The organism is Nonomuraea sp. NPDC049684 (assembly GCF_044465345.1).
GTDB lineage: Bacteria > Actinomycetota > Actinomycetes > Streptosporangiales > Streptosporangiaceae > Nonomuraea.
On record NZ_JBITLO010000017.1, the window covers coordinates 67,560 to 93,281 of the forward strand.

Genomic DNA, 25,722 nt, shown 5'->3' on the forward strand with positions numbered 1-25,722 from the left:
TACAGACGGGAACAACCATGCGCGCCATCCAGCTCGACGCCACCGGCGGCCCCGGGACCCTGCGGCCGGTGGACGTGCCCCGCCCGCGCCCCGAGGCGGGCCAGGTCCTCATCCGCGCGCAGGCGATCGGCGTCGGCTACGCCGAGACGCAGATCCGCTCGGGCGCGCTGCCGTTCCCGCTGCCGCTGCCCGTCGTGCCCGGCGCGGAGGCGGTCGGCGAGGTCGTCGAGACCGGCGAGGGCGTGGACGCCGCCCTGCTCGGCACCGTACGCGTGGGGGTGACCGGCGGCCTCGGCGCCTACGCCGAGTACGTGGCCATGCCCGCCGCCCTGACCTGCCCCGTCCCCGAGGACGTGACGCCCCTGGAGGCGCTGGCCGGGGCCGCGCCCGGCGCGATCGCCCTCGCCCTGCTGCACCGGGCGCGGCTCGGCGGCGGGGAGACCGTGCTGGTCGAGGCGGGCGCCGGCGCGGTCGGCGGCTACGTGGTCGCGCACGCCAAGGAGTTCGGGGCGGCCCGGGTGATCGCCACCGCGGGCTCGCCGGCCAGGCGGCAGCGGGCCCTCGACCTGGGTGCCGACCAGGCCCTGGACCACGGCGACCCCGCCTGGCCGGACGCGCTGCCGGACATCGACGTGGCCTTCGAGTCGATCGGCGGCGCGTCGGCCCGGCGGGTGCTCGACCGGCTCGTGCCCGGCGCCGGGCGGATGCTGTTCTACGGCATGCTGAGCGGCGAGCCCGCCGCCGTCACGGCCGCCGACCTGATGGAACGCGGCGTGACCGTCGTCGGTTGCAGCGGCCCCGGCTGGGCCGGCCAGGTGTTCGGCACGCACTATCCCGAGATGCTGGCCCGGCTCGGCTCAGGACGCAGCCGGGCCGTCGCCCACGAGACCCTGCCGCTGACCGAGGCGGCCGAGGCCCACCGCCTCCTGGAGTCGCGCGCGGTCACGGGCCGCGTCCTGCTGGTCCCGTGAGCGCTCAGCGGCCGTCCTGCCGAGCTTGTGAGCGGCTCAGCGGTCGAGGACGGCGTTCAGCACGGCCGTGGCGCTGACCTGCTCGGCGTTGTAGTCGCCGGCCGTCACCGCGACGACCAGCTCCTCACCGGGCACTACGAGCAGCCGCTGACCGCCGTTCCCGATGGCCTCGGTCCACGGCCGGTCGCCGGTGCTCACGTACCACTGGTAGCCGTAGCGGAAGTCGCCGTCGATGACGACGCGGGGCCGCGTCATCTCGCGCACCCACTGCTCGGGGATGATGCCCAGCCCGCCGCCGAGCACCAGCCGGCCGAGCGCGGCCAGGTCGAGGGGCCGCAGCCGCAGCCCGGCCGCGGCCATCGCCACGCCGTCCATCCCCTTGACCCACTCGGTCCTGGTGATCCCGAGCGGCTCGAACAGCGCCTTGGCGGCATACTCCTCAAGCGGCTCGCCCGCCCCCCGCGCGATGAGCCCGCCGAGCAGGGCCGCGGTGCCACCGCAGTACAGCCACCGCTTCCCGGCCTCCTCGACCACCGGACGTTCCAGGACGAACCGGTACCGGTCAGGAGCGAGCTCCATCGCGATCTCGCTGTTGGCCGGGCTCGTGTACGGCAGGTCCTCGTTCCAGTCGATCCCGAGCGTCATGGTGAGCGCGTGCGCGACGGTGAGGTGGGCCCGGCTCGGATCGGCCACCAGGTCCGGATATTCGGGGAACTGCTCCACCAGCCTGGCGTCCGGCGGCGGCACCAGCCCGTCGCGCAGGGCCACGCCGTACAGCAGCGCGACCACGCTCTTGGTGACCGACCGCACGTCGTGCAGCGTGTCGCGGTCGAAGACGGCGTGCCGGGGGTCCTCGCCGATCCGCTCGTCGACGCCCGCGCCGTAGTGCTCGACGACGACCTCGCCGCCCCGCATGACCACGACCCCGTGCAGATTGGGCGCCGTGCCGGCCTTCAGGACCGCCTCGACCCGCTCCGCCATTCCCATGATGTCCTCCTAAGCCCGGGGGACATCCTGTCGTACCCGCTCCCACGATGTCAGGGTCAAGGGCTGAGAGCGTCCTCAGCGTCTCTCAGGAGGGGCACAGCGGCGCGGGAGCAGGCTTGGTCCCATGGAGCAACTCGTGAACAGCCCCGCCGTCAGCCAGGGTCTGCGCAGGGTCGAGGCCAGGATCAGACGGCTCAGCGGCTCGTCCGCGCTGCCGGGGATCAACGCGGGCGCCGGGCGGATCGTCAGCGCCGGAGGCAAGCGGTTGCGTCCGGCCCTGACGCTGGCGACCTCGCTCGCCCTCGGCAAGGCCCCCGACCGCCGGGTGATCACGGCCGCCGCGTGCGTCGAGCTGATCCACGCCGGCTCGCTCGTGCACGACGACCTCATGGACCGGGCGACCGAGCGGCGCGGCACCCGTACGCTCAACGCCGAGCTGGGCGAGGGCAAGGCCCTGGTGATCGGCGACTTCATGCTGGCCAGGGCGGGTCTGGCGGCCATCACCGCGGTGTCCAGGCCGGTCGCCGAGGTGCTCGCGGCCACCGTGGTGGAGCTGGCCGAGGGCCAGTACCTGGAGACGAGCGACCTGTTCAACCCCGCCAGGACCAGGGAGAGCGCGCTGCGTTCGATCACCGGCAAGACCGCCGCGCTGTTCCGGGCCGGCTGCCTGGTGGCGGCCGTCTGCGCGCGGGCTTCGACCGAGGACCGGGCACGCGTGGCGGCGTACGGCGAGAAGTTCGGGCTGATCTTCCAGGTGCTGGACGACCTGCTCGACCTGACCGCCTCCAGCGCCCAGCTCGGCAAGCCGGTCGGCAACGACCTGCGGCAGGGCGTCTACAGCCTGCCGCTGCTGCTGTCGGGCACCGATCTCGGCGACCTGCTCGGCCGCGACATGAGCGACGCGCAGGTGGAGGAGGCGCTGCGCCGGCTGCGCGCGGGCGACCTGGTGGCCAACACGCTGGAGTTCTGCCGGGGCCTGGCCGCGGACGCGCTGGCCGCCCTCCCGGTGATCCACGACAGGGAGATCGCGGCCCTGCTGTACGGCCTCCCGACGGCCTACATCGACCACGTCGCGGGGGTGTCGTCGCAGTTGACGGGCGTCAGTTGAGATTTGTTGGAACAATTGGTAGAAATCGCCTCCACAACCCGGCGAATCGCGCTAATACTGGAGTCACGCACTACAGGAGCGCACATGCGAAAGATCCCCCATCGCATGATGATCCGGGACGACGGGCTTGAGTCCAGTCACTTCCTCCAGCTCGCCGCCGTGGACTTCACCGGCATCTACGCGGTCCACCTGGCCGCGAAGGAAGAACGGCTGAAGATGACCAGGCTCGCCATGAGCCTGTTGTCGGGGCCGTTCCTGGCGGCCATCGCCCTGACCAGCGCCAAGGTGGTGGACCCGCAGAGCCTCACGGAGTGGCAGCGCGTGCCGTGGTACCTGTTCGCCCTGGTCACGGCGTTCGGGCTGCTCAGCGTGCTGCCGTTCCTGCGGCTGATCGAGGCGGTCCGCGCGCACGCCAGGACGGCCCGCGCGATCAACAACTTCCGCCTGCTGTACGCCTCCAGGCTCAAGGACCGGCTCGGCTGGAGCCCGAACCTGCCGATCGACCCCCGCTTCCCGGAGACGTACGCGCCGCTGGCCTGGCCCGGGATCAACGTGACGACGCTGGCGCTGGCGAACTCCACCTACCTGACGGTGGGCCTCACCGGCCTGTGCGGGCAGGCGCCCAACCTGCTCCTGCTCACCTTCGGCATCCTCCTCGTCACGCTGGTCCACTACGCCGTCTACTACGTGCGCTGCAACGTGTCCAGGCGGCGCCGGCCCCCGCGCGACCCCTACGAGTTCCCGGATCAGGAGACCTGAATGCCCGGCCCTGCGTTATGGGCGTCATGTGGGGAGGCGTGGATGTGGATGATGCGACATGTCTGGACGGCGGGCACACTCGCCGACGACGACCGCGGCCCCGTGATCGAGGCCCCGTCCGTGCTGTTCGAGATCGCCGAGGTGAGGGGCGACGACCCGATCATCGCACGGTACGGCGACGCGGACCGGCTGGCCCTCTACAGCAGGAAGTTCAGCGAGGACGTGGTCGTGCCGCCGTTCAAGTACAGCTACGGCGCCCGGATCAGGGGGCAGCTCGCCTGGGCGGCCGACCTGCTGCGGGTCAAGCCGTACAGCAAGAGCGCGTGGATCTCGCTGACCATCCCCGGCGAGCCGTACGACGCGGTGCCCTGCCTGATCGGCGTGGCGTTCCGGATCCGGGACGGCGCGCTCGCCATGACCGCGACCTTCCGCTCCCAGAACGCCTTCACCAGCTACCTCAACTACCTGCCGCTCGCCGACGTGCACGCGACCATGGCCCGCGACCTGGAGCTGGACCGCGGGCCGATGCGGGTGTTCGTGGACGTGCCGCACCTGTACCTGGCCGACAGCACCCAGGTGCTGCGGGTCATGCGGCCCGCGCGGCGGTGAGCGGCGCGGCGATCTCCTCCAGGCCCTTGCGCTCGGCCTTGACCCCGAAGGCCAGCTCGACCAGACCCGCGACGATCATCACGATCGCGCCGATCGAGAACGCCAGCGCCGTGTCGCCCGGCGCGCCGCTCTCGACCAGCGAGGCGAACACGAGCGGGCCGGCGATGCCGCCGGCGGCCGTGCCGATGGCGAAGAAGAACGCGATGGCCATCGCCCTGGTCTCCATGGGGAAGATCTCGCTCACCGTCAGGTACGCCGCGCTGGCCCCCGCCGAGGCCACGAAGAGCACCACCGACCAGCAGAGGGTCAGCGTCATCGCGGTCAGCGCGCCCTGGTTGAACAGCCAGGCGGTGCCGAGCAGCAGCACCCCGGAGCCGATGTAGGTCGCCGAGATCATGGGGACCCGGCCGACGGTGTCGAACAGCCTGCCGAGCAGCAGCGGGCCGAGGAAGTTGCCGACCGCGATGATCGCGAAGTAGTAGCCCGTGTGCGAGTCGATCTTGAAGAACGTGGTCAGGATCTGGGCGTACCCGAAGGTGATCGCGTTGTAGAGGAACGCCTGGCCGATGAAGAGCGACAACCCGAGTACCGTGCGCTTGGGGTAGAGCGCGACCATCGTGTGCGCGATCTTCAGGAAGCCGATCGACCTGCGCTGGTGGATGGTCATCGACTCCTGCGGCTCGGGCAGGTCGCCGCCGATCCGGCGCTCGATGTCGTCCACGATCTGCTCGGCCTCGCGGTCGCGGCCGTGGATGAACAGCCAGCGCGGGCTCTCCGGGACGTTCTTGCGCACCAGCAGGATGGCCAGGCCGAGCACCACGCCCAGCCCGAACGCCACCCGCCAGCCGATGTTGACCGGCAGGTCGTTCAGCAGCGGCACGGTCAGCAGGGCGCCGCCCGCCGCGCCGAGCCAGTAGCTGCCGTTGATGATGATGTCGATGCGTCCCCGGTGGTGGCTCGGGATCAGCTCGTCGATGGCCGAGTTGATGGCCGCGTACTCGCCGCCGATGCCGAAGCCGGTCATGAAGCGGAACAGGAAGAACCACCAGGCGTCGAAGGACAGGGCGGTCATCAGCGTCGCCGCGAGGTAGACCACGAGTGTCAGCAGGAACAGCTTCTTCCTGCCGAACTTGTCGGTCAGCCAGCCGAAGAACAGCGCCCCCGCGCAGGCCCCGGCCACGTAGAGGGCCGCGGCGAGGCCGGCGACCTGCGCCTGGGTGATGTCCAGGCCGCTGCCGGGCTTGGCGAGCTGCCCGGACAGGTTGCCGACGATGGTGACCTCCAACCCGTCGAGCACCCATACGGTGCCGAGACCGATGACGATCATCCAGTGCCAGCGGGACCACGGCAGCCGGTCCAGCCGTGCGGGCACCTTGGTGGTTACGGTGCCGGTATCCACGTCGCTCATAAGGGCATCTGGGTACCCGGTAAACGGACGGCAAACGTTCCCTACAAGGCAGGTTTTCTGGCCTCGACCAGGGTGGTGCCGAACCAGGGGCCGCCGTACCACAGGCGGGCGCCCAGGTCGCGCCGGCGGATGTCGATCACGCCCAGGCCGCGCAGGGCGTCCTCGTAGTCGGGCGCGTGCCGGAAGTCGGCGATCAGCATGAGCCCGCCGGGCCGCAGCACCCGATGGGCCTCCCTGACCGCCTGCTCGCGGCCTTGCGCGGAGGGGATGTTGTGGATCGCCAGGCTCGACACGATGACGTCGAACGCGCCGTCCTCGAACGGCAGGGCACGCATGTCGCCCGTGACCAGGGCGATCCGGTCGGCGACGCCTTCGGCCGCGGCGTTGGCCAGGGTGACGGCCGCGGCGTTGCCCGACTGGTCCTTAGAGCTCCACAGGTCGACGCCGGCGGCCCGGCCGGAGGTGAGCCGGGCGGCGGCGGCCAGCAGCACAGCGCCGCGTCCGCAGCCGAGGTCGAGCACCCGCTCACCGCCTTCGAGCGGCGCCAGCAGCTCGGCCCAGACGGCGAACTTGCCCCGGCGCGTGGTGTAGAGGTAGCTGGCCGCGCTGGCCAGCGTGTAGAGCCCGCCGAAGGCGAAGGCGATCCCGGCGGCGGGGATGTCCAGCACGAAGGAGAGCGCCGCGAGAGCCAGCAGGACGACCGCCCCGAAGAGCAGTCCGCCGAGGGCCCACGGCGCGTCGAATCCGTAGCTACCGTGTCGAGTGCTCACACTCACGTTATATCTCAAGATGGTCTTGACCGGGAATTGAGCAAACACTTCCCCTTCACCCTCAATTGGCCCGCAACGCAATAACTATGGTGACTTGGATGGGCTGGCATTGGGGGTTTGACCAGGCATGACAGGGAAAAAACGCGAATTCGGCCTAGGAGCGAGCATCGCGCTGACGGTGGCGTCGGCCGCGCTCTGGGGGGTGGCGCACCTGGCCACCCACCGTCACCGGACGGGCATCGCCCTCATGGCGGCCTACGTGCTGATGCTGGCCGGCGTCCTGACGGTGTTCACGGCGTTCAGCACCCGCCTGCTGTCGCTGGCGGTCCAGCCCGGCTGGCTCACGGTGCTCACCGTGGCGCTGGTCGGGATCGCGCTCGCCTGGACCGCCGTGATCATCCGGTCGTTCCTGCTGGTCCGTCCGGAGTCCTCCGACACGGCCGGGCGTTTCCTGACCACCACGCTCGCCGCCGCCCTCTGCGCGCTCGTCCTGGCCCCCACCGCGTACGCCACCCGCATGGCCTACCTGTCCCGCGACGTCGTCAGCCACGTCTTCGCCACCACCACCAGCAGCGCCCCCGTCGTCGCCCAGGACCCGTGGAACGGCGCGGAGCGCGTCAACTTCCTGCTGATCGGCGCGGACGCCGCCCCCGGCCGGCCCGGCGTGCGCACCGACAGCATGACCGTGGCCAGCGTGGACACCGAGACCGGCGCCACCACCCTGTTCGGCCTGCCGCGCAACCTGCAGCGGGTCCAGCTCCCGCACGGCCCGGCCAGGAGCCGCTTCCCCTTCGGCTTCACCGGCGACGGCCCCAGCACCCCCGGCCTGCTCAACGAGATCTTCCAGTACGCCGAGGACCACCCGGAGATGGTCCCCGGCGTGGGCAGGGGCAAGCGCGGCCCGTCGCTGCTCAAGCGCACGGTCAGCGACATTCTCGGCATCCCGGTCAGCTACTACGCCATGGTCGACATGAAGGGCTTCGCCGAGATCATCGACGCGATGGGCGGCGTCCGGGTCACCGTCAAGGACCCCATCGTGTACGGCAGGTACCGCGAGGGCCTGCTGCCCGCGGGCACCCGCAAACTGTCCGGCGAGGAAGCCCTCTGGTACGGCCGCTCCCGCACCGACAGCGACGACTACGTCCGCATGGGCCGCCAGAAGTGCCTGCTCAACGCGGTCGCCAAGCAGGCCGATCCGATGACCGTGCTCAAGAGCTTCGAGAAGCTGGCCGCGGCCACCAAGCGGGCCATCTCCAGCGACGTGCCCCAGGACCTGCTGCCCGCCCTGATCGAGCTGTCGGACAAGGTGAAGGACACCAGGATCCGGAGCCTCAGCTTCGTCCCGCCGCTGATCAGCACGGTCACGCCCGACTGGTACCTGATCAGGCGCAAGGTCTCCGAGGCCCTGGACGAGCGCCCGGCCAACCGGTCGGCCAGCGCGCACCACTCCGCCGCCCCGACCCAGAACCCGGAGAACCCGGTCAGCCTGGACGCCGCCTGCGGCTGACCCTCACCTTTCCGACAGCCATCACTCCAGTACGGAGTGTGGCATGATGGTGCGCGGGCCCAACGGAAACGATTTTCATCGTCATTTCAGGAGCGCACGTGAGAGTGGCATTCGTCGGCAAGGGCGGCAGCGGGAAGACGACGATCTCGGCGCTGTTCGCGCGGCACGTGGCGGCCCAGGGCGACCCGGTGGTCGTCATGGACGCCGACATCAACCAGCACCTGGCCCTGGTGCTCGGCCTCGACGCCCAGCCCGAGCCGCTCGGGGCCCACCTCACCGAGATCAAAGACCTGCTGCGCGGCGACAACCCGCGCATCGCCTCGGCCGAGACCATGGTCAAGACCACCCCGCCGGGCCGCGGCTCGCGCCTGCTGAGCTTCGACGACCTGGCCGCACTCGACTACGCCGTGACCACCCCCCACGGCCTGCGCCTGCTGGCCACCGGCCCGTTCAACGACGACGACCTCGGCGTGGCCTGCTACCACTCGAAGGTCGGCGCGGTGGAGCTGCTGCTCAACCACCTGGTCGACGGCCAGGGCGAATACGTCGTGGTCGACATGACCGCCGGCTCCGACTCCTTCGCCTCCGGGCTGTTCACCCGGTTCGACCTGACCTTCCTCGTCGCCGAGCCCACCAGGCAGGGCGTGAGCGTCTACCAGCAGTACCGCGACCACGCCGCCAAGTACGACGTCGCGCTCGCCGTGGTCGGCAACAAGGTCCACGGCCCGTCCGACGTGGAGTTCCTGCGCGCGCACGTGGGCGACGACCTGCTGACCTGGATGGAGCACTCCTCGGCGGTGCGCGCCATGGAGCAGGGCCGCCACTTCACGCTCGACGACCTGGAGCCGGCCAACACCGACGCGCTGGCCGTCCTGCGCAAGACCCTCGACGCGCAGGAGAAGGACTGGCCGCGCTTCGGCCGCCAGACCGCGGAGTTCCACCTGCGCAACGCCCGCGCGTGGGCCAACGCCCGCACGGGAGCCGACCTGGCCGAGCAGATCGATCCTGACTTCGTCTACGGCCCCTAAAACGCACCTCCAGGGCTCTGGAGCTGCCCCCTTCTCCCACATAACGTCAGATTCGATCCCCTTCGAGAGGAGACAGCATGTCGCTGACCGTCCCGAACGATCTGCTGGACCAGGCCCGAGCCGGAGACGTGGACGACGCCGCGTTCGTCGCCTGCGTCCGCGACTCACTCCCCTACGCGTGGTCGCTGATCAGCGAGCTGGTCGCCGAGCGCGCGCAGAGCGGAGCCGAGTTCACCGACAACCAGGTGCCACCGCCGTCCGAGGAGGCACGCGGCCAGCTCCTGCGGTGTCTGGCGAGCGACGCGATGCGCGGCGCGCTCGAACGCCACTTCGGCGTACGGCTGGCCTTCCAGAACTGCCACCGGGTCGCCGTCTTCGACCCGGCGGCCACCAAGGCCCTCGACGAGTTCGTCACCCCGCGGGCCCAGATCCTCAACCAGAAACCGGAGCTGGTCGACTGCTGAACCCACGGGCGAGCCGGGGCCTCCCGGCTCGCCCGTCAGTCGTCCAACAGGGGCAGGACCTCGGCGCCGAGGCGGCGCACGTCCTCCAGGGCCCGCCGGTGGTCGCCGATGCCCTCCACGGTCAGGATCACGTGCTCGATCCCGGTGCTCTCGGCCGTGCGCAGCAGCACCTCGGCGCAGTGGGCGGGCGAGCCGACCGGATGGATGCGCGTCAGCAGGTCGACGTAGGCGGCGACGTCCCGCGAGGGGCGCGGCCGGCCGTCCACCGGAACGTAACCGGCCAGCCCGGGGCCCAGCCACGCGGGCATCGACTCCCTCAGCTCGCGGACGGCCGCCTCGGTCGAGTCGGCCACGTGCGCCACCCCGGCCGCCAGGTGCCCCGCCGGGCTCCCGCCGCGAGCGACGTGCTCGGCGACCAGCAGGGCCTTATCGTGGTCGCCGATGTGCATGCCGAGCAGCATCGGCAGCCCGCGCTCGGCCGCCAGCGCCACCGTCGAGCCCGACGTGCACGCCACTACGGGCCGCAGCCGGGCCCGCGGCACCAGGGCGACCTCCCTGAACCGGAAGAACTCCCCCTCGGCCGCCACCGACCCCGCCGACAGGGCCTCGACCAGCAGGTCGAGCGACTCGGCGAAGCCCCGCTCGAACCGGTCGAGCCCGGTGCCGAACACCTCCAGGTCGACCCACGGGCCGCCCCTGCCGACGCCCGGCGTGAACCGCCCGCCCGACAGGTGGTGGAGCATGGCCGCCTGCTCGGCCAGCGCCACGGGATGGTGCGAGGACAGCACGCTCACCGCCGTGCCGAGCCCGATCCGGCTGGTACGCCCCGCCGCCACGGCGGCCAGCGTGACCGCCGACGGGCACACGCCGTAGGACATGAAGTGGTGCTCGGCGATCCAGGCGTCGTGGAACCCGGCCGCCTCGGCGGCCTCGATGAGCTCAACCGAGTTCCGCAGGACCTGCCCTGGATCCTGGCCGGGAAAGCAGGCCGCGATGACGAAGATCCCGATCCGCACTCCCCCGATCCTACGGCTCAGCCGAACAGCGCCGCCTGCCCTTCGCCCACGAGCGGATCCCTGGCCTGCTTCAGATGCCGCCATTGCGGCAGGTCGTCCAGGTAGGACCAGGAGAGCCGGTGGTGCGGCGTGGGGCCGAGGCGGGCCAGGGCGTCCTGGTGCGCGGGCGAGGGGTATCCGGCGTTGTCCGCGAAGCCGTACTCGTCGTGCCCGATCGTCCCCATGTAGGCGTCGCGGCGTACCTTGGCCAGGACCGAGGCCGCCGCGACCGAGACGCTGGCCGCGTCGCCCCTGATCTCCAGGCGGACCGGCCAGGGGGCGCCGATGTAGTCGTGCTTGCCGTCGAGGATCACGGCGTCGGGGCGCACCGGCAGGGCTTCGAGCGCCCGGCGGGCGGCCCTGCGCAGCGCCTCGGTCATGCCGAGCGCGTCGATCTCGGCGTGGCTCGCCTCGCCGAACCCGATGCCGGCCGCCCACGCGGTCAGCTCGTCGGCGAGCGGGCCGCGCTTGGCGGCCGAGACCTGCTTGGAGTCGGTCAGGCCGGGCGGCGGCTCGGACAGATCGGTCACGACGGCGCAGACCGTCACCGGCCCCGCCCACGCGCCCCTGCCCACCTCGTCGACGCCCGCGACCGTGCGGGTGCTCGGCATGGACAGCAGGAGCTGCTCGATCTCGTACGTCGGCGCCATGCGCAGACGCTACCGCTCGGCCGGGGTCACCGGCTCCAGGTCGCCGGCGATGTACCGGGCGGCCACGTGGATCGCCCGCAACGTCACCGACACCGACGGCCGGTGCACGCTGGACCTGCGGGCCACCGCGTGCACGTCGCGGCCGACCGGGTTGCCGGGGAACTCCCTGACCGCCAGCCCGCGCACCCCGGCGGCCAGCGCGAGCGCGGGCACCGCGGCGATGCCGATGCCCTTGGCGACGAGGGAGAGGATCGTCCCTAGCCCCTCGAACTCCCAGGGCGTCGGCCGGGTGCCGCCGACGTCCACGAACAGCCGGTCCACGGCCAGGCGCGAGGGCTCGCCGTCGGGGGTGGCCATCCACGGCTCGTCGCGCAGCTCGCGCAGGTCGAGCGGCACTCCGGGGTCGGCCAGCCGGTGCCTGCGCGGCACGACCAGCACGATGGGGTCGCGCAGCAGGGGGAAGACCCGCAGGCTCTCGCTCTCGCGGACCGACCCGTACCAGTCGTCGACGAGGGCGATGTCCACCTCGCCCGACTGGACCTCCCGCATGCCCCGTCCCGACCTGCTCTGGCCCAGGCGGAGCGTCAGCTCGGTGTGGCGGCGCAGCGAACGCGCGAGCGCCGGCGCGAATGCCACGGCCGCTGTGGGGAAGGCGGTGACGACGACGCGCCCCGAGGGGGTGCCCGCATGGGCGGAGAGGTCGGACTCGGCCTCCTCGACCATTGACAGGATGCGTTCGGCGTGCCGGACGAGCCGGCGTCCGGCGTCGGTCAGCTCCGCGCTGCGCGCGGTTCTGTCGATCAGCGCCGTGCCGGTCTCCCGTTCGAGCGCCGCGAGCTGCTGGGAGACGGCCGACGGGCTGTAGCCCAGCGACTCGGCGGCGGCCGCGATGCTGCCCCGGCGAGCGAACTCACAGATCAGCGCCAAACGCCGGAATTCGAGCATCAGACTTCCTTACACCTACCCACAAAAAGCCTCGCTTGTACTGATGCCTTCATACAACCACCCTGGGAACGTGACAAACATGACCGTGACCTTGTCCGCCACCTTGGCGGCGAACGAAGACATCGAACGAAGACGGCGCGCCGGGGAGCGCGTGCTGCACCTGGCCTTCGGCGAGGCCGGTCTGCCCGTCCACCCGGCGCTGCGCGACAAGCTGGCCGCCGCTTCCGAGCGCAACGGCTACGGGCCGGTCGCGGGCGCGTCCGGGCTCCGGGCCGCGGCAGCGGGCTACTGGACACGACGGGGGCTCCTGACCGACCCCGAGCTGGTCGTCTGCGGACCTGGCAGCAAGTCGCTGCTGTACGGCCTGCTCCTGGCGATCGGCGGCGACATCGTCCTGCCCATGCCCAGCTGGGTCAGCTACGCCGCGCAGGCCGATCTGGTGGGCTCCCGTCCCATCCTGGTGCCCGCACCGCCAGGAGAGGGCGGGGTGCCGGACCCCGACCTGGTCGTCGCGGCGGTCCGGAGGGCCCGGTCGGAGGGCAGGACGGTCAGCTCCCTGCTGGTCACGCTGCCCGACAACCCGACCGGCCGGCTGGCCAGGCCGGAGACCGTCGCCCGGCTGGCGGCCGTGGCGCGCGAGCTGGACCTGATCGTGATCTCCGACGAGATCTACCGCGACCTCGTCCACGACGAGTCGGCCCGCTACACCTCGCCGGCCGACCTCGCGCCCGAGCGCACGATCATCACCACCGGGCTGAGCAAAAGCCTGGCGCTCGGCGGGTGGCGGATCGGCGTGGCCCGGCTGCCCGAGGGCGCGCACGGGCTGCGTACCCGGCTGCTGGCGGTGGCCAGCGAGATCTGGTCGGCGCCGGCCGCGCCCGTCCAGGAGGCCGCGTCCTACGCCTTCGACGAGCCGCGCGAGCTGACCGACCGGGTCGCCGGCAGCCGGAGGTTGCACGGCATCGTGGCGCGGGCCGTCCACGAGCGGTTCACGGAGATCGGCGCCTCGGTGCCGCGTCCTCAGGGAGGCTTCTACCTCTATCCCGACCTGAGCCACCTCAGGCTCGGCGGCTCCGCCGAGATCACCCGCATCCTGCTGGACGAGCACGGCATCGGCGTCCTTCCCGGACACGCCTTCGGCGACGACCCGTCGGCCGCCCGGGTACGCGTGGCGGTGAGCCTGCTCTACGGCGACTCGCCCGAAGAACGACTGACCGCGCTGAACAGCACAGATCCCCTGCAATTGCCGTGGATCGCAGCGAATCTGAACCATCTGTCCATGGGCCTGAAGGAGCTCGCTCTGGTCCGTCACGGCGTCGTGGGTGAACGTCACCCGGCGCTGGTGCCGGCGCCATGTCACGGTTAGGCGAATCTTTCCCCAAGAGCTGGTTTACCATCCACCAAATCAGCCCTCTGACCTGCGGAAACACCGCACATTCAGAAACCCGGGAAAGATGGGTTCGAGAGCCTGGTTACGCGCGCGCCGCGCGAGCCTCATCATGTGCTCATGCCCGCTCTTGTCACCTTGTCCGGGCGCTCCGTGCGCCTGGAACCTCTCAGCCACGCGGTGATCGACGATCTCGTCGCCGCGGCGAGTGAAGACCGCTCCACTTACGCCTTCACTCGCGTCCCGGACGGCCGGGACGAGATGGTCTCCTATGTGGAGGCCGCCATGGCTGAGCAGGCGGAGGGCCGCACGCTGCCCTTCGCCATCCGGTGGCTGAACACCGACCGCGTGGTCGGTGCCACCCGTCTCATGCACCTGGAGTATTGGCAGGGCCCCATGCCCTGGCCTCCGGGTACACGGGGTGCGGTGGGCGACATCCCGTCCGTGGCGGACATCGGTTACACCTGGCTGGGCGCCTGCGCCCAGGGCACCGGCGTCAACCGGGAGAGCAAGTTCCTCATGCTCTCACTCGCCTTCGAGACCTGGAACGTCCACCGCATCACACTCAAGGCAGATGTCAGGAACGTCCGATCCCGGGCCGCCATCGAGGCCCTCGGCGCACACTTCGACGGGGTGCGGCGAGCGGATAGCCGAGGCGCCGACAACACGGTCCGAGATACGGCCTTCTACTCGATCCTGAACTCCGAATGGCCGCTCGTCCGAGAACGGCTGGCCATGCGGCTCGGACTGGTAGAGGCAGCGTAGGAACATCGGCAACGGCCCCGCCCATACTTTTCCGGGCGGGGCCTGTATTTTTCTGCGTCCCCATCGGCTCTACATGACACGCCCCCGTGTCGGTGCGCCATGTACGGCCTGCCATCAGCATGCGGAGGCACGGTCAACACCGGATCAAAGGCGGATCAACGGTTCGTTCCGGCGATCAGCCCAGTTCTAGGTGGTAAGCGGTACTGGATCTATCATTTGGACACAAATCGTTCCATTGCCCGGGAGACAGACGGCATGGCTGGTCAGAGCGTTGAGAGCGGGCTGCGGTTCGCCGTGCTCGGTCCCGTCCGCGCGTGGCGCGAGGGGCAGGAACTCGACCTGGGCACCCCGCTGCAACGCTCGATCCTCGGCATGCTGCTCCTGAGGGAGGGCCGCGCGGTCACCCCCGCCGAGATGATCGACGCCGTGTGGGGCGAGGACGCGCCGCCCCGCGCCCTGGGCGCGCTACGCACGTACGTCTCCCGCCTGCGCACGGTGCTCGAACCCGACAGGCCCGCCCGCTCCCGTCCCGAGCTGCTGACCTCCATCGGCCGGGGCTACGCCCTCCGCCTGCCCGACGACGCGCTCGACCTGACCCGCTTCGAACGCGGCATCGCCGAGGCCGAGACCGCCCGCAAGGCCGGCCGGCTCTCCGCCGCCGCCGAGGGCATGCGGTCCGCGCTGACCCTGTTCGAGGGCGAGCCGCTGGCCGGCGCCGTCGGCCCGTACGCCGAGCACCAGCGCGACCGCCTGGCCGAACGCCGCGTCAGCGTCATCGAGACGCTCATGGACCTCGACCTGGAGCTGGGCGGGCACGCCGCCGTCGTGTCCGAGCTGATCGCGCTCACCGCCGAGCACCCCCTGCGCGAACGGCTGCGCGCCCAGCTCATGCTGGCCTACTACCGGTGCGGACGGCAGGGCGACGCCCTCAACGTGTTCACCGAGACCCGCGAGGCGCTCATCGACGAGCTGGGCATCGAGCCCGGCAGCGAGCTGACCGCGCTCCACCAGCGCATCCTGGCCGCCGACCCGGCGCTCACCCTCGTGCCGCCGCCCGCCGACCCGGCCGAGCAGGCCGCCGGCGAGCCCGCGGCCGAGGAGGAGCCGCCCGCGCTCGAACTGCCCCGCCCGGCGCAGCTCCCGGCCGCGGTCAACGACTTCACCGGGCGCAAGGAGGTGGCCGTCCGCGTCCACACCCTGCTGTCCGCGCAGTCGTCGGCCGAGGGCGTGCCGGTGGTGGCGTTGTGCGGCATCGGCGGCGTCGGCAAGACCACGCTGGCCGTCCACGTGGCGCACGCGGCCGACGACCTGTTCCCCGACGGCCAGCTCTACGCCGACCTGCGCGGCCACAGCGACGAGGTGACCGCTCCGGAGTCGGCGCTCGGCGGCTTCCTGCGCGCGCTCGGCATCCCGCCGGACGTCATCCCCGACGGCCTGGCCGAACGATCGGCGCTCTACCGCTCGCTGCTGTCCGACCGGCGCATCCTCGTGCTGCTGGACAACGCCCGCGACGCCGACCAGGTCAGCCCGCTGCTGCCGGGCTCGCCGGGCTGCGCCACGATCGTCACCAGCCGGGCCAAGCTGGCCGACCTGCCCGCGGCCCGGCTGATCGACCTCGACGTCATGGAGCCGGACGAGGCGCTTTCGCTGTTCTCCTCCGTCGCCGGACCCGAGCGGGTGGCCGCCGAGCACGGCGCCGCCATGGACGTGGTCGCCGCCTGCGGTTTCCTGCCGCTGGCCGTCCGGATCGTGGCCGCCCGCCTGGCCGCCCGCCCCTCCTGGACGGTCGCCTCGCTGGTGCCCAGGCTGGCCGACGAGCAGCGCCGCCTCGACGAGCTGCGCGTGGGCAGCCTGGGCGTCGAGGCCACCTTCGCGCTCGGCTACGGCCAGCTCGAACCCGCCCAGGCCCGCGCCTTCCGCCTGCTGTCCCTGCCGAAGGGCCCCGACATCTCGATCGGGGCCGCCGCGGCCGTCCTGGCGATGAACATGTACGAGGCCGAGGAGCTGCTGGAGTCGCTGGTCGACATGAGCCTCCTGGAGGCCACCGCGCCCGGCCGCTACCGCTTCCACGACCTGCTGCGGCTGTTCGCCAGGCGCGTCCTGGACAAGACCGAGCGTCCCGAGGACAAGACGCTGGCGCTGCGCCGGCTGCTCGGCTTCTACCTGGCCTCGTCCCGGTCCGCCCACCAGCTGGCCTACGAGGGCAGCATGATCCCCGACAACCTGGCGGTGGTCGGCAGCGGGCTCACCTTCACCACCGTCGACGAGGCCGTGGCCTGGCTGATCTCCGAGGGCGACTCGCTGTTCGCGGCCATCAACCAGGCCGCGACCACCTCCACCGCCGGCGAGCAGCTGCTGCCCGCCGCCGACATGCTGGTGGCCATGGAGCCGCTGCTGGAGGCCGGCAGCCACACCCGCGAGTTCGACCAGGGCACCCGTGCCGTGCTCGCCGCCGCCCTGAGCCTCGGCGACGAGGCGAGCGAGCTGCGCTCCCGGTACGTACTGGGCCGGGTGCTGTTCGCCGGCAACCAGCTCTCCGAGTCCGAGACCCACTTCCGCCGCGTGCACGAGCTCTCCGACGCCCGCGGCGAGAAGATCGTCACCGGCGAGGTGCTCAACGCGCTGGCCGTCGTCGTCGGCCGGCAGCGCCGCCACACCGAGGCCCTCACCCTGTTCGACGCCGCCTCCCGCTACTACCGCGAGAACGGCGTCCCCGCCGGCGAGGCCCTGGTGCTCAGCTACTCGGCCCGCGACCACCTGGGCCTCGGCCACCCCGACGACGCCATCGCCGCGGCGGAGAAGGGCCTGGCCATCTTCACCGAGATCGGCAGCGGCGCCGGCACCGCCCGCGCCCGCTACCACCTGGGCATCGTGCTCAGCCGGGTCGGCCGGCTCACCGAGGCGGTGCACCACCACGCCGAGTGCCTGGCCTTCTTCCGCTCCAGCAAGCAGCGGGTCTGGGAGCAGCGCGTGTGCTCCCGGCTGGCCGAGACGTTCATCGCCGCCGGGCGCTACCCCGACGCCGTACGCCACGCCGAGCAGGCGCTCGTGGTCTCGCGCGAGATCGGCCACCCCTACGGCGAGGCGCTCTCGCTCACCGTGCTCGGCCGGGCGCTACGCGGACTGGGCAGCGCCGCGCGGAGCCTCGACTGCCTCAGGCAGGCCCACGACGTCTTCACCAGGCTCGGCGCCCCCGAGGCCGGCGACCTGAAGCTCCTGCTGGACGGCTTCGCCGTCGAACGGTCCGTCGTCGAGTCCTGAGTACAGCTCGTCGTCCAGACGTGTCATCCACACATGGTTGATCAAGGCTGTCCTTAGTCAATGCCGATGGCAGCCCGGCCGGTCATCCTGACCGCCACGCGTCGCCAGGGGGCCCGGTCATCCGGATGCTTCGCGTGACGGCTAGCCGCCTCACACAGACGACCGGCCGGACTCGACGCGGGCCTTCGAACCCCCCAGGCCCGCGTCTCGGTCAGAAGCCTCCACCGGCGCGGTCAACGTCGGATCAACGGTGAATCAAAGCAGGAAATAACCCTCGGCGATGAGCGGCCGGACCGCGTCGGCGTTGGGGATCTCGCCGTCGCCGACCAGCTCGGCGATCACGTTGAGCAGCGGCCCGAGCGCCAGCTCGCCGTCGCACACGCCGGCCAGGGCGGCCTCGACGGTGCCGACCTCCCTGCTGCGCCGCAGCCCCTGCGTCTGGCGCAGCACGATGCGGATCGGGTCCTCGGCGCCGGGCAGGCCGACGCGTTCGTCCAGCACCCCTTCTGCCGTGCGCAGCAGCGCCGCGTCGAGGTCGGCGGCGCGGTGGGCGGCGGCGATGGAGTCGAGCACGTCGTCGATGTAGTCGCCGACCGGCAGGGCCACCTGGTGGGGCAGGTGCTCCACGCGCACGACCGGGTCGAGCGTGCCCGAGTTGCGCATGGTGATCCAGCCGAAGCCGATGCCCTCGACCTTGCGCTCGTCGAACCAGGCCAGCCACCGGTCGTAGTGGTCGGTGTAGCCCTTGGTGCCCTGCTCGGCCGCGTCCTTGAGCCACAGCTCGACGTATTCGGCCGGGTCCTGCACGTCACGCTGGACGACCCAGGCGTCGCAGCCGGTCTCGCGCAGCCAGCCGCCGACCCGGTCGTGCCAGTCCTCGCCCTCGACGTGCAGCCAGTTGGCCAGGAAGTGGGCCTGGCCGCCGGGCGCGAGGTGGCGCGGGGTGCGCCGGACCAGGTCGCGGCAGAAGTCGTCGGCCTCGCCGCCGGACTCGCGGTAGGTCAGCGTGCGCTCGGCCCCGGGGGCGATGACGAACGGCGGGTTGCTGACGACCAGGTCGAACAGCTCGCCCTCGACCGGCTCGAACATCGACCCCACCCGCGCGTCGACCCCCGTCACGCCGGACAGCTCCCAGCTCAGCCGGGCCAGCTCCACGGCGCGCGGGTTAAGGTCGGTGGCCACCACCTGCTCGGCCCGCCCGTCGAGGTGGAGCACCTGGACGCCGCAGCCCGTGCCGAGGTCGAGCGCGCGCGTGACGGGCCGGCGGCTGGCGAGCTGGGCCAGGTTGGCCGAGGCGCCCCCGGCCCCCACGACGTGGTCGGCCCGCAGCGCCGGGTCGCCGGGCCGGACCTTGCGGTCGGAGACCACGTAGCCGCCGGTCTCCCACGGCTGGAGGTGCACGGTCGCCCTGATCAGGTCGCCGTCGGCCGACACCAGCCCCGACTCCAGGACGGCGGCCGGCACGGACCTGGCCGGCACCGGCACGCCGAGCCACCAGAGCCTGATCAGGGTGCCCAGCGGGTCGCCGTCGGCGGTCGCCCGCAGGGCCGGTACGAGCTCCTCCCGCGCCAGGGCCGAGGCCGCCATGGCGCCGAGCCGGTCGCGGACGCCGTCGATCGTGTAGCCGGTTTCGAGGAGGTGATGGCGCAGTCGTTCCACGGACACCATCCTTTCACCAGCCACCGACAGTGCTCATACTGTTACTTACACACCCAAGCGTTCTGCAAGCCATGGACAAGTGGGTGGCGGTATCTCTAGGGGTGCAAGACGCCGTACCGAGGAGCGCGCCCCCATGCTGATCCCCTGCTTGGCCTGCGAGTCGCGATTCGGGCCCGACGAGTACTTCAACGCCTGCTCCGACTACAACCGGGGCCTGGACCTGGTCTCGTGGACCTGCCCGCGCTGCGGCAACCGCGACGACCTGCGCGTGCTGCCCGGCGAGCTGGGGTTCGGCTACCCCTCGCGCGGCAGGTTCGACGTGCACGACCGGCTGCGCGTGCCCGGCCTGCGCAGGCAGCGCGGCGACCTGCGGCTGGACATCTCCCTCGACCGCTCCCGCTGGCAGGTCAGGACGCGGATCCGGCAACCGGCCTGACCGGCGCGCACGCGTACGCGGGCGGCTCGCCCCGCAGCAGCCGCGCGATGTCCTCCACCAGCGCCTCCGCCAGCTCCTCCAGGCTCTCCCCGGTGGCCTCGCCGAGCCTGGGCGTGAGCACCACGTTCGGCAGCCTGGTCAGCGGGTGGGCCGGATCGAGCCATTCGCCCTCGAAGTGGTCGAGCCCGGCGCCGCCCACCCGGCCCTGGCGCAGCGCGTCCACCAGGGCGGTCAGGTCGTGCAGGGCGCCGCGCGAGGTGTTGAGGTAGATCGCGCCCTGGCGCATCGCGCCGAACTCGCTGTAGCCGAACAGGCCCCTCGTGTCCGGGGTCAGCGGCACGTGCAGCGACACCACGTCGGCCTCGGCCAGCAGCGCGGGCAGGCTGTGCGTGGCCTCGGGGACGAACGGGTCGCAGGTGACCACCCGCATGCCCAGCCCCTGGCAGCGCCAGCGCATGGCCCGGCCCACCCGGCCCAGGCCGACGATGCCGAACGTGCGTCCGGTGAGCCGCCTGCCGCGGTGGCGCTGGGCGGGGGGCACCCTGCCGCGGTGGGCGCGGCCTCTGCGCACCTCGCGGTCGGCGGTGACGATGTTCCTGCTGACCGCGAACAGCAGCGCGAGCGTCAGCTCGGCGACCGCCTCGGGGTCGCGGTCCGGGGCGTGCAGGACGGTGACCCCGCGCTCGGCGGCCAGGCGCAGGTCGACCCCCGTGGGGGCGCCCAGGCTGGCCACGATGTCGATGTGGAGTCCGAGCACCGAGGTGCGAACCTGGTCGCCGTCGGTGATGAGCACGTTCGCGCCGGTCTCGATGACCAGGTCGGCGAGCTGCTCGTCGGTGAAGCCGACGCTCGGCCGGGGAGGAGCCTCGGCCACGTCGGCGACCTCGCCCAAGCGGGCGAGCGCGCTCTCCGGCAGGTCGGGCAGCACGAGCGCCCGAGGTCTTCTCACATTTGGACAATAACACCACAGACGGTACTCAGATCATTGCTCCCCGCGCTGGCGGAGACTCTGCCAGGCCGCCTCGCCCAGGCCCTTGATCTCTTCCTCGGTCGGGGTGTGCGCCCCGGCGAACCACAGGCGGCACATCTCCTGCGCCGGCCCGAGCCACAGGACGTAGCACATGGTGGCGTGGACGGGCTGGAGCTGCCCGTTCTTCATGTGCGGCTTCCACCAGTCGGAGACCTGGCGGAAGAACGCGCGCCTGGCCTCGGCCACCTCGGCGCCGCCCGGCTCGTTCTTGCGCGGCGGTCGCTCGCTGACCAGGATCCTGGCCCGCTCGGGGTGTTCGCCGGCCCAGCGCATGTGGAAGGCGACCACGGCCTCGATGCCGGCGCGGGCGTCGTCGTGCCGGACCAGCTCGGCGAGGAACTCCTGCTGGTAGGCGTCGAGGATCTCGGCGTACAGGACGCCGTAGACGTGCTCTTTGCTGGCGAAGTGGTGGTAGAAGCTGCCGACGCTTACACCGCTCTCCTCGCGCAGACTGGCCAGCGTGGTGGCCGAGACACCGTCCTGGCTGAAGCGGCGGAGGGCGCCCTCGATGATGCGGGTGCGGCCGTCGCGTCCGTTCTTGACACTCTTCACACTGTCAATGGTGTGCTACCAGAACCTTGTTCCGCAAATACTCCGGCCAGATCGATCATAGCGGTCACTTCGACCGTCCCCGACGCGACCTTCATCCGGGCGTCCGGCCACAGCCTGCGGACGAGCCTGAGCACCCGCCGGTTCTCGCCCAGCACGTCCATCCCGACCGTGCGCGCCCCCCGCACGGCGGCCCTGAGCAGCAGGGTGTCGACGAGCCGCGGGCCGAGCCCGTTCCCCTGCCAGCGGTCGGCCACGACGACGGCCACCTCGACGTCGGCGCAGCCGCCCCGGTAGCTCATGGCGTGCCCGACGATCTCGTCCCCGGCGGTGACGACGAGCGCGTCGCGGCGCTCGTCCAGGGTCAGCAGGGTGCGTACGAGGTGGGCGGCCGGGACGGTCACGCCGGTGAAGAACCGCAGGGTCTGGGTGTGCAGCGACAACCCCGCCAGGAAGCGTCGGATCCGGTCCTCGTCGTCCGGGCGGACCGGGCGGATCTGGGTTCCGTGCATAGACCCAGCCTGCCCCGCAGAGCTGAGTCTGTCAATCGAACTCAGATATAATGCCGAGATGAACGTGCCGTTCCGATTGGGCTTCCGGGTGGACAACTGCTCGATCGAGCGCACCCTGGACATCGTCGGGGAGAAGTGGACCTTCCTGGTGCTGCGCGAGGCGTTCAGCGGCGTGCGCAGGTTCGCCGACATGCAGGCGGTCACCGGCGCCCCCCGCCAGGTGCTCAGCGCGCGCCTGGCCCGGCTGGTCGACGAGGGCCTGCTGCGCAAGGAGCCCTACCGCGAGCCCGGCCAGCGCCAGCGCGACGAATACCGGCTGACCGACAAGGGCCGCGACCTCTATCCGCTGCTCGTCGCGCTCATGCATTGGGGTGACAAATACCTGGCCGACGAGGAGGGCCCGCCGGTGCTGCTCACCCACCGCGACTGCGGCGCCCCCATCGAGCTGCGCTTCCGCTGCGCCGAGGGCCACGAGGTGGCCGGGCCGCGCGAGGTCACGCCGGTGCCCGGCCCGGGCCCGGGGGCGCGCGACGTCTAGCGGGCGAGCCGCGTGAGGGAGCACCCGCCCCGGTGCCTAACCTTGAAGGCGTGTACCGGTTCCTGCTGACGCCCCGGTGGCTGGCGCTCCACGTCGTGGTGCTGCTGGTCATCCCCGCCTTCGTGTTCCTGGGCAGGTGGCAGTTCGGGCGTTTCGAGGAGCGGTCCGACAACAAGGACAGGGTGACGGCCAACATCGAGGCCGCCGCCGTCCCGCTCGACCGGCTCGCGGCTCCCGGCCGGCAGGTCGGCGAGGGCGACCGTTACCGCACGGTCGTCGCGTCCGGCACGTACGACGCCGCCCACGGCCTGCTCGTACGCCGCCGTCCGCAGGAGGGCCGCAACGGCTTCTACGTCCTGACCCCGCTCGTCACCGGCCAGGGCGCCGCCGTGATCGTCAACCGTGGCTGGATCCCGGCCGCGGCCAGCGCCGACGCGGCTCCCCAGGTCCCCGCCCCGCCCACCGGACAGGTAACTGTCACCGGGCGGCTACGTCAGAGCGAGACCGAAGACTCCACCGGCATCCGCGAGCGGTCCGGGCTGCCGGACGGCCAGGTGCTGCTGATCGACGCGGCCAAGATCGGGCAGCGGATGCCGTACCGGCTGGTGGGCGGCTATGTCGAGCTCACCGGGCAGCAGCCGCAGGCCGCCGCCGCGCCCGCTCTGGTGCCCGCCCCCGACGTCGGCTCCGGCGGCGGCCTCAACCTGGCCTACGGGGTCCAGTGGTGGCTGTTCATCGGCATCGCGATCGGCGGCTGGATCCTGCTGATCCGGCGCGAGGTGGCCGAGCGGAAGTCGGGGAAGCCCGCCGGTGAGTCCGTGGCGGCCCAGGAGGCGGAAACCGCCGCCAATTAAGGTGTGAAGGGTGATCCGCCACATTGAGTTCGCCAATCTCCGCAATTTTCGTGACGTAGGTGGATATGCCACCGAGGACGGGCGCACCGTCCGGTGGCAGCGGCTCTACCGGGCCGACTCCCTGGGCTGGCTGGCCGGCGACGACCTGCGGGCCTTCCACGCGCTGCGCGTGCGCACCGTGATCGACCTGCGGCATCCCGCCGAGGTCGAGCGGGCCGGCCGGGTGCCGGAGACCGAGGGGCTGCGCTACCGCAACCTGCCGATCGAGGGCCGCCCCTGGGACATCGCCCGGTTCACCGAGGAGATCGGCGTCGAGCGCTACCTCGCCGACCGGTACCTGGAGGTGACCGAGGACGGCGTGGAGAACCTGCGCGCCGCCGTGGAGACGGTCGCCGTCGCGGAAAACGCGCCGGTCGTCATCCACTGCGCGGTGGGCAAGGACCGCACCGGCCTGCTCACCGCGCTGATCCTCTCGCTCGTCGGCGTCGCCGAGGACGACATCGTCGCCGACTACGCCCTGACCGGCCTGGCGACCGAGCGCTTCATCGCCGACCAGCGCACGAGGCACCCGGACACCCCGCTGTGGCCGGGGTTCGGCCGCGCCCCCGCCCGGGCCATGCGCCTGTTCCTGGACGACCTGATCGACCGGCACGGCTCCGTCGAGGGCTACGTCACCGGCGTGCTCCAGGTCGACCGGGCCACCATCGCCGAACTTCGCGAAAATCTCCTGACTGATTCGATCTCCCGCGGGTAGAAGCCGCCGGGGTCCGCAAGGGGCAGCATCCTCAAGGACCCCACAAGCCCGGGATCGCCCCCATCCCCCTCCAGGCGGTCCCGGGTTCGAATGCATGGATACCCAACGGATACGTCGCAGCTTGTTCGACGTTATGCCGCCGTCGTACGGTTACCTGCGTGACTACGCCGCTGCTCCCCGACCCTGACCCCCGGCGGCGCGACTATGTGATCATCTCTGCCGACGATCACCTGATCGAGCCTCCTGACCTCTTCGAGGACAGGCTCCCGGAGAAATACGCCGACGTCGCGCCCAAGGTCGTGGAGACGGACGCCGGCCACCAGGTCTGGCGCTACGGCGGGGCCACGTACCCGTGCGCGGGCATCGACGTGGGCGCCGGGCTGCCGCGCGAGCAGTGGACCCTGGATCCGGTCAGGTTCGAGCAGATGCGTCCCGGCTGCCACGACATCGAGGCCCGCGTCCAGGACATGGACGTCGCCGGCATCTGGGCCGCGCTGTGCTTCCCCGGCATGCTGGCCGGCCAGGCGGGCATGCCGTTCGCCCGCACCCGCGACCAGGAGCTCGGCCTCGCCCTGGTCAAGGCGTGGAACGACTGGCACATCGACGTCTGGGCGGGCACCTACCCCGAGCGGATCATCGGCCTGCAACTGCCGTGGCTGCCCGATCCCGACATCGCCGCCAAGGAGATCAGGGCCAACGCCGCCCGCGGCTTCAAGGCCGTGGTCTTCCCCGAGTTCCCGACCAGGCTCAGGCTGCCGTCGATCCACACCGGCCACTGGGATCCGTTCTTCGCCGCCTGCGAGGAGACCGGCACGGTCGTGGCCCTGCACACCGGCGACTCCTCCTGGTCGCCCGTGCCCTCGCCCGACACGCCCATCGAGGCGATCACCACGCTGATGCCCACCAGCGCCATGTTCGCCTGCGCCGACTGGCTCTGGTCGGGCCTGCCGCTGCGCTTCCCCGGGCTGCGCATCCTCATCGTCGAGGGCGGGGTCGGCTGGCTGCCGATGCTGGCCGAGCGCGCCGACTACGCGCTCGACCACCCGGTCGCGGGCGAGGCCGCCTGGGACGGCGGCCTCAAGCCCAGCGAGGTGCTGCGCCGCAACTTCTTCTTCGGCACGCTCGACGACCACGCGCTGTCCGGCGTGCGGCTGGCGGTCGGCCTCGACCATGTGCTCCAGGAGAGCGGTTACCCGCACTCCGACTCGACCTGGCCCGACACCCAGAAGGCCGTGGCCGCCAACCTCGGCGCGCTGCCGCCCGCCGACATCGCCAGGGTCGCCTACGGCAACGCCGCCCGCCTGTTCGGGCACCCGCTGCCCTCGCGTGCCTGGCTGCGGATGGAGGAGATCTAACCCTCCTCCGCCAGCCTGCCCTGGATGATCCTGCGCTCGTGCTCGACGTAGCGACCGCTCTCGCCGAGCAGCGAGGCGATCAGCCACAGGAACACGCCGAAGTCGTCGGCCACCCCGATGAGCACCAGGAAGTCGGGGATCACGTCGACCGGCGACAGGATGTAGACCACGCCGAGCGCCATCAGGGCGAGTTTGCCCTTGCCCATGCCGTCGTAGCGGCCGCGGGTGACCGCGCCGATCATGCGCGGGATCGCCCGCACCCTGGTCAACATCCCCGGCGTGCCAGGCTTGGTCACCTCGCGGTACGTCCGCCACGCCGCCGCTGCCCGTGCTGCCTTCGCCATCATGAGGATCCTCCTAC

General features: G+C 71.6%; 26 protein-coding genes. 15 read left to right on the forward strand and 11 right to left on the reverse strand.

The genetic code is table 11. From position 1 onward, the window contains the following. Positions 1 to 17 precede the first annotated feature (17 nt). On the forward strand, positions 18 to 971 hold the full coding sequence (locus ACIBST_RS39690) for a zinc-binding alcohol dehydrogenase family protein (protein ID WP_397178701.1): 954 nt from the start codon (positions 18 to 20) through the stop codon (positions 969 to 971). A 36-nt stretch (positions 972 to 1,007) separates the two neighbouring features. Here the strand turns inward: ACIBST_RS39690 and ACIBST_RS39695 are convergent, their stop codons facing one another. Continuing rightward, complete coding sequence (locus ACIBST_RS39695) at positions 1,008 to 1,958, reverse strand: serine hydrolase domain-containing protein (protein WP_397178702.1); 951 nt, start codon at positions 1,956 to 1,958, stop codon at positions 1,008 to 1,010. Between the two features lie 124 nt (positions 1,959 to 2,082). Here ACIBST_RS39695 and ACIBST_RS39700 point away from each other — a divergent pair, with 124 nt between their 5' ends. The 3 genes from ACIBST_RS39700 (at position 2,083) to ACIBST_RS39710 (ending at position 4,434) form a co-directional block, all read left to right on the forward strand. Beyond that, positions 2,083 to 3,066, forward strand: a complete 984-nt coding sequence (locus tag ACIBST_RS39700) for a polyprenyl synthetase family protein (RefSeq protein ID WP_397178703.1) — start codon at positions 2,083 to 2,085, stop codon at positions 3,064 to 3,066. 84 nt (positions 3,067 to 3,150) lie between these two features. Continuing rightward, positions 3,151 to 3,825: a hypothetical protein gene (locus ACIBST_RS39705; RefSeq protein ID WP_397178704.1), complete on the forward strand. Its 675-nt coding sequence runs from the start codon at positions 3,151 to 3,153 to the stop codon at positions 3,823 to 3,825. Between the two features lie 48 nt (positions 3,826 to 3,873). Next, positions 3,874 to 4,434 (forward strand): hypothetical protein, encoded by a 561-nt coding sequence (locus tag ACIBST_RS39710; protein WP_397178705.1) that lies wholly within the window; start codon positions 3,874 to 3,876, stop codon positions 4,432 to 4,434. Here the strand turns inward: ACIBST_RS39710 and ACIBST_RS39715 are convergent. Together ACIBST_RS39715 and ACIBST_RS39720 are read right to left on the reverse strand one after the other, a co-directional pair. Beyond that, positions 4,412 to 5,842 carry an MFS transporter gene (locus tag ACIBST_RS39715; protein WP_397178706.1) on the reverse strand — a complete coding sequence of 477 codons (1,431 nt, stop codon included), beginning with the start codon at positions 5,840 to 5,842 and terminating at the stop codon, positions 4,412 to 4,414. The genes ACIBST_RS39710 and ACIBST_RS39715 overlap by 23 nt on opposite strands. Positions 5,843 to 5,883: 41 nt before the next feature. After that, a complete protein-coding gene (locus tag ACIBST_RS39720) occupies positions 5,884 to 6,612 on the reverse strand; it encodes a class I SAM-dependent methyltransferase (protein WP_397178707.1) in 729 nt (242 codons plus the stop codon). A 127-nt stretch (positions 6,613 to 6,739) separates the two neighbouring features. On the opposite strand from ACIBST_RS39720, the gene ACIBST_RS39725 reads away from it, so the two are divergent. From ACIBST_RS39725 to ACIBST_RS39735, 3 genes are all read left to right on the forward strand, one after another. After that, positions 6,740 to 8,119, forward strand: a complete 1,380-nt coding sequence (locus ACIBST_RS39725; protein WP_397178708.1) for an LCP family protein — start codon at positions 6,740 to 6,742, stop codon at positions 8,117 to 8,119. 98 nt (positions 8,120 to 8,217) lie between these two features. Further along, a complete protein-coding gene (locus ACIBST_RS39730; RefSeq protein WP_397178709.1) occupies positions 8,218 to 9,147 on the forward strand; it encodes an ATP-binding protein in 930 nt (309 codons plus the stop codon). Positions 9,148 to 9,224: 77 nt separating this feature from the next. Further along, entirely contained in the window at positions 9,225 to 9,611 is a 387-nt protein-coding gene (locus tag ACIBST_RS39735; RefSeq protein ID WP_397178710.1) for an SCO5389 family protein, read from the forward strand. A 35-nt stretch (positions 9,612 to 9,646) separates the two neighbouring features. Here the strand turns inward: ACIBST_RS39735 and ACIBST_RS39740 are convergent, their stop codons facing one another. From ACIBST_RS39740 to ACIBST_RS39750, 3 genes are read right to left on the reverse strand one after another with little or no spacing between them, the layout of a single operon-like run. Continuing rightward, entirely contained in the window at positions 9,647 to 10,627 is a 981-nt protein-coding gene (locus ACIBST_RS39740; protein WP_397178711.1) for an LLM class flavin-dependent oxidoreductase, read from the reverse strand. A 17-nt stretch (positions 10,628 to 10,644) separates the two neighbouring features. Beyond that, a complete protein-coding gene (locus ACIBST_RS39745; RefSeq protein ID WP_397178712.1) occupies positions 10,645 to 11,316 on the reverse strand; it encodes a ribonuclease HII in 672 nt (223 codons plus the stop codon). A gap of 9 nt (positions 11,317 to 11,325) precedes the next feature. Beyond that, a complete protein-coding gene (locus tag ACIBST_RS39750; protein ID WP_397178713.1) occupies positions 11,326 to 12,261 on the reverse strand; it encodes a LysR family transcriptional regulator in 936 nt (311 codons plus the stop codon). Positions 12,262 to 12,340: 79 nt separating this feature from the next. Between ACIBST_RS39750 and ACIBST_RS39755 the strand changes: the two genes are divergently transcribed. The 3 genes from ACIBST_RS39755 (at position 12,341) to ACIBST_RS39765 (ending at position 17,674) form a co-directional block, all read left to right on the forward strand. After that, the gene (locus ACIBST_RS39755) at positions 12,341 to 13,627 is read left to right on the forward strand and encodes a pyridoxal phosphate-dependent aminotransferase (protein ID WP_397178714.1); all 1,287 of its coding nucleotides are present in this window, start codon (positions 12,341 to 12,343) and stop codon (positions 13,625 to 13,627) included. Positions 13,628 to 13,768: 141 nt separating this feature from the next. Further along, on the forward strand, positions 13,769 to 14,413 hold the full coding sequence (locus ACIBST_RS39760; RefSeq protein WP_352318377.1) for a GNAT family protein: 645 nt from the start codon (positions 13,769 to 13,771) through the stop codon (positions 14,411 to 14,413). Positions 14,414 to 14,668: 255 nt separating this feature from the next. Continuing rightward, the gene (locus tag ACIBST_RS39765; RefSeq protein WP_397178715.1) at positions 14,669 to 17,674 is read left to right on the forward strand and encodes an AfsR/SARP family transcriptional regulator; all 3,006 of its coding nucleotides are present in this window, start codon (positions 14,669 to 14,671) and stop codon (positions 17,672 to 17,674) included. A gap of 255 nt (positions 17,675 to 17,929) precedes the next feature. Here the strand turns inward: ACIBST_RS39765 and ACIBST_RS39770 are convergent, their stop codons facing one another. Further along, entirely contained in the window at positions 17,930 to 19,342 is a 1,413-nt protein-coding gene (locus ACIBST_RS39770; RefSeq protein WP_397178716.1) for a methyltransferase, read from the reverse strand. A 124-nt stretch (positions 19,343 to 19,466) separates the two neighbouring features. Between ACIBST_RS39770 and ACIBST_RS39775 the strand changes: the two genes are divergently transcribed. Further along, positions 19,467 to 19,769 carry a hypothetical protein gene (locus tag ACIBST_RS39775; RefSeq protein ID WP_352318383.1) on the forward strand — a complete coding sequence of 101 codons (303 nt, stop codon included), beginning with the start codon at positions 19,467 to 19,469 and terminating at the stop codon, positions 19,767 to 19,769. Here the strand turns inward: ACIBST_RS39775 and ACIBST_RS39780 are convergent. From ACIBST_RS39780 to ACIBST_RS39790, 3 genes are read right to left on the reverse strand one after another with little or no spacing between them, the layout of a single operon-like run. Continuing rightward, the gene (locus ACIBST_RS39780; protein WP_397178717.1) at positions 19,741 to 20,718 is read right to left on the reverse strand and encodes an NAD(P)-dependent oxidoreductase; all 978 of its coding nucleotides are present in this window, start codon (positions 20,716 to 20,718) and stop codon (positions 19,741 to 19,743) included. The two genes, ACIBST_RS39775 and ACIBST_RS39780, sit on opposite strands and share 29 nt — an antisense overlap. A gap of 33 nt (positions 20,719 to 20,751) precedes the next feature. After that, on the reverse strand, positions 20,752 to 21,351 hold the full coding sequence (locus tag ACIBST_RS39785) for a TetR/AcrR family transcriptional regulator (RefSeq protein WP_397178718.1): 600 nt from the start codon (positions 21,349 to 21,351) through the stop codon (positions 20,752 to 20,754). Next, a complete protein-coding gene (locus ACIBST_RS39790; RefSeq protein WP_397178719.1) occupies positions 21,348 to 21,860 on the reverse strand; it encodes a GNAT family N-acetyltransferase in 513 nt (170 codons plus the stop codon). The genes ACIBST_RS39785 and ACIBST_RS39790 overlap by 4 nt, the downstream gene beginning before the upstream one ends. A gap of 58 nt (positions 21,861 to 21,918) precedes the next feature. On the opposite strand from ACIBST_RS39790, the gene ACIBST_RS39795 reads away from it, so the two are divergent. From ACIBST_RS39795 to ACIBST_RS39810, 4 genes are all read left to right on the forward strand, one after another. Beyond that, complete coding sequence (locus tag ACIBST_RS39795; RefSeq protein WP_397178720.1) at positions 21,919 to 22,398, forward strand: winged helix-turn-helix transcriptional regulator; 480 nt, start codon at positions 21,919 to 21,921, stop codon at positions 22,396 to 22,398. Between the two features lie 32 nt (positions 22,399 to 22,430). After that, positions 22,431 to 23,252: an SURF1 family protein gene (locus ACIBST_RS39800; protein WP_397178721.1), complete on the forward strand. Its 822-nt coding sequence runs from the start codon at positions 22,431 to 22,433 to the stop codon at positions 23,250 to 23,252. A 10-nt stretch (positions 23,253 to 23,262) separates the two neighbouring features. Next, positions 23,263 to 24,006, forward strand: coding sequence for a tyrosine-protein phosphatase (locus ACIBST_RS39805; RefSeq protein WP_352318395.1), 744 nt, complete (start codon positions 23,263 to 23,265; stop codon positions 24,004 to 24,006). Between the two features lie 158 nt (positions 24,007 to 24,164). Continuing rightward, entirely contained in the window at positions 24,165 to 25,361 is a 1,197-nt protein-coding gene (locus tag ACIBST_RS39810; RefSeq protein WP_352362172.1) for an amidohydrolase family protein, read from the forward strand. On the opposite strand, the gene ACIBST_RS39815 is transcribed toward ACIBST_RS39810, so the two are convergent. Beyond that, a complete protein-coding gene (locus tag ACIBST_RS39815; protein WP_397178722.1) occupies positions 25,358 to 25,708 on the reverse strand; it encodes a YkvA family protein in 351 nt (116 codons plus the stop codon). The two genes, ACIBST_RS39810 and ACIBST_RS39815, sit on opposite strands and share 4 nt — an antisense overlap. Between the last annotated feature and the right edge of the window lie 14 nt (positions 25,709 to 25,722).

Excerpts from the sequence above, each read along its gene's own strand:
- ACIBST_RS39690 (WP_397178701.1), top strand. The coding sequence starts at position 18 with ATGCGCGCCATCCAGCTCGACGCCACCGGCGGCCCCGGGACCCTGCGG.
- ACIBST_RS39695 (WP_397178702.1), bottom strand. The coding sequence starts at position 1,958 with ATGGGAATGGCGGAGCGGGTCGAGGCGGTCCTGAAGGCCGGCACGGCG.
- ACIBST_RS39700 (WP_397178703.1), top strand. The coding sequence starts at position 2,083 with ATGGAGCAACTCGTGAACAGCCCCGCCGTCAGCCAGGGTCTGCGCAGG.
- ACIBST_RS39705 (WP_397178704.1), top strand. The coding sequence starts at position 3,151 with ATGCGAAAGATCCCCCATCGCATGATGATCCGGGACGACGGGCTTGAG.
- ACIBST_RS39710 (WP_397178705.1), top strand. The coding sequence starts at position 3,874 with ATGATGCGACATGTCTGGACGGCGGGCACACTCGCCGACGACGACCGC.
- ACIBST_RS39715 (WP_397178706.1), bottom strand. The coding sequence starts at position 5,842 with ATGAGCGACGTGGATACCGGCACCGTAACCACCAAGGTGCCCGCACGG.
- ACIBST_RS39725 (WP_397178708.1), top strand. The coding sequence starts at position 6,740 with ATGACAGGGAAAAAACGCGAATTCGGCCTAGGAGCGAGCATCGCGCTG.
- ACIBST_RS39735 (WP_397178710.1), top strand. The coding sequence starts at position 9,225 with ATGTCGCTGACCGTCCCGAACGATCTGCTGGACCAGGCCCGAGCCGGA.
- ACIBST_RS39745 (WP_397178712.1), bottom strand. The coding sequence starts at position 11,316 with ATGGCGCCGACGTACGAGATCGAGCAGCTCCTGCTGTCCATGCCGAGC.
- ACIBST_RS39750 (WP_397178713.1), bottom strand. The coding sequence starts at position 12,261 with ATGCTCGAATTCCGGCGTTTGGCGCTGATCTGTGAGTTCGCTCGCCGG.
- ACIBST_RS39755 (WP_397178714.1), top strand. The coding sequence starts at position 12,341 with ATGACCGTGACCTTGTCCGCCACCTTGGCGGCGAACGAAGACATCGAA.
- ACIBST_RS39760 (WP_352318377.1), top strand. The coding sequence starts at position 13,769 with ATGCCCGCTCTTGTCACCTTGTCCGGGCGCTCCGTGCGCCTGGAACCT.
- ACIBST_RS39765 (WP_397178715.1), top strand. The coding sequence starts at position 14,669 with ATGGCTGGTCAGAGCGTTGAGAGCGGGCTGCGGTTCGCCGTGCTCGGT.
- ACIBST_RS39770 (WP_397178716.1), bottom strand. The coding sequence starts at position 19,342 with ATGGTGTCCGTGGAACGACTGCGCCATCACCTCCTCGAAACCGGCTAC.
- ACIBST_RS39775 (WP_352318383.1), top strand. The coding sequence starts at position 19,467 with ATGCTGATCCCCTGCTTGGCCTGCGAGTCGCGATTCGGGCCCGACGAG.
- ACIBST_RS39790 (WP_397178719.1), bottom strand. The coding sequence starts at position 21,860 with ATGCACGGAACCCAGATCCGCCCGGTCCGCCCGGACGACGAGGACCGG.
- ACIBST_RS39795 (WP_397178720.1), top strand. The coding sequence starts at position 21,919 with ATGAACGTGCCGTTCCGATTGGGCTTCCGGGTGGACAACTGCTCGATC.
- ACIBST_RS39815 (WP_397178722.1), bottom strand. The coding sequence starts at position 25,708 with ATGATGGCGAAGGCAGCACGGGCAGCGGCGGCGTGGCGGACGTACCGC.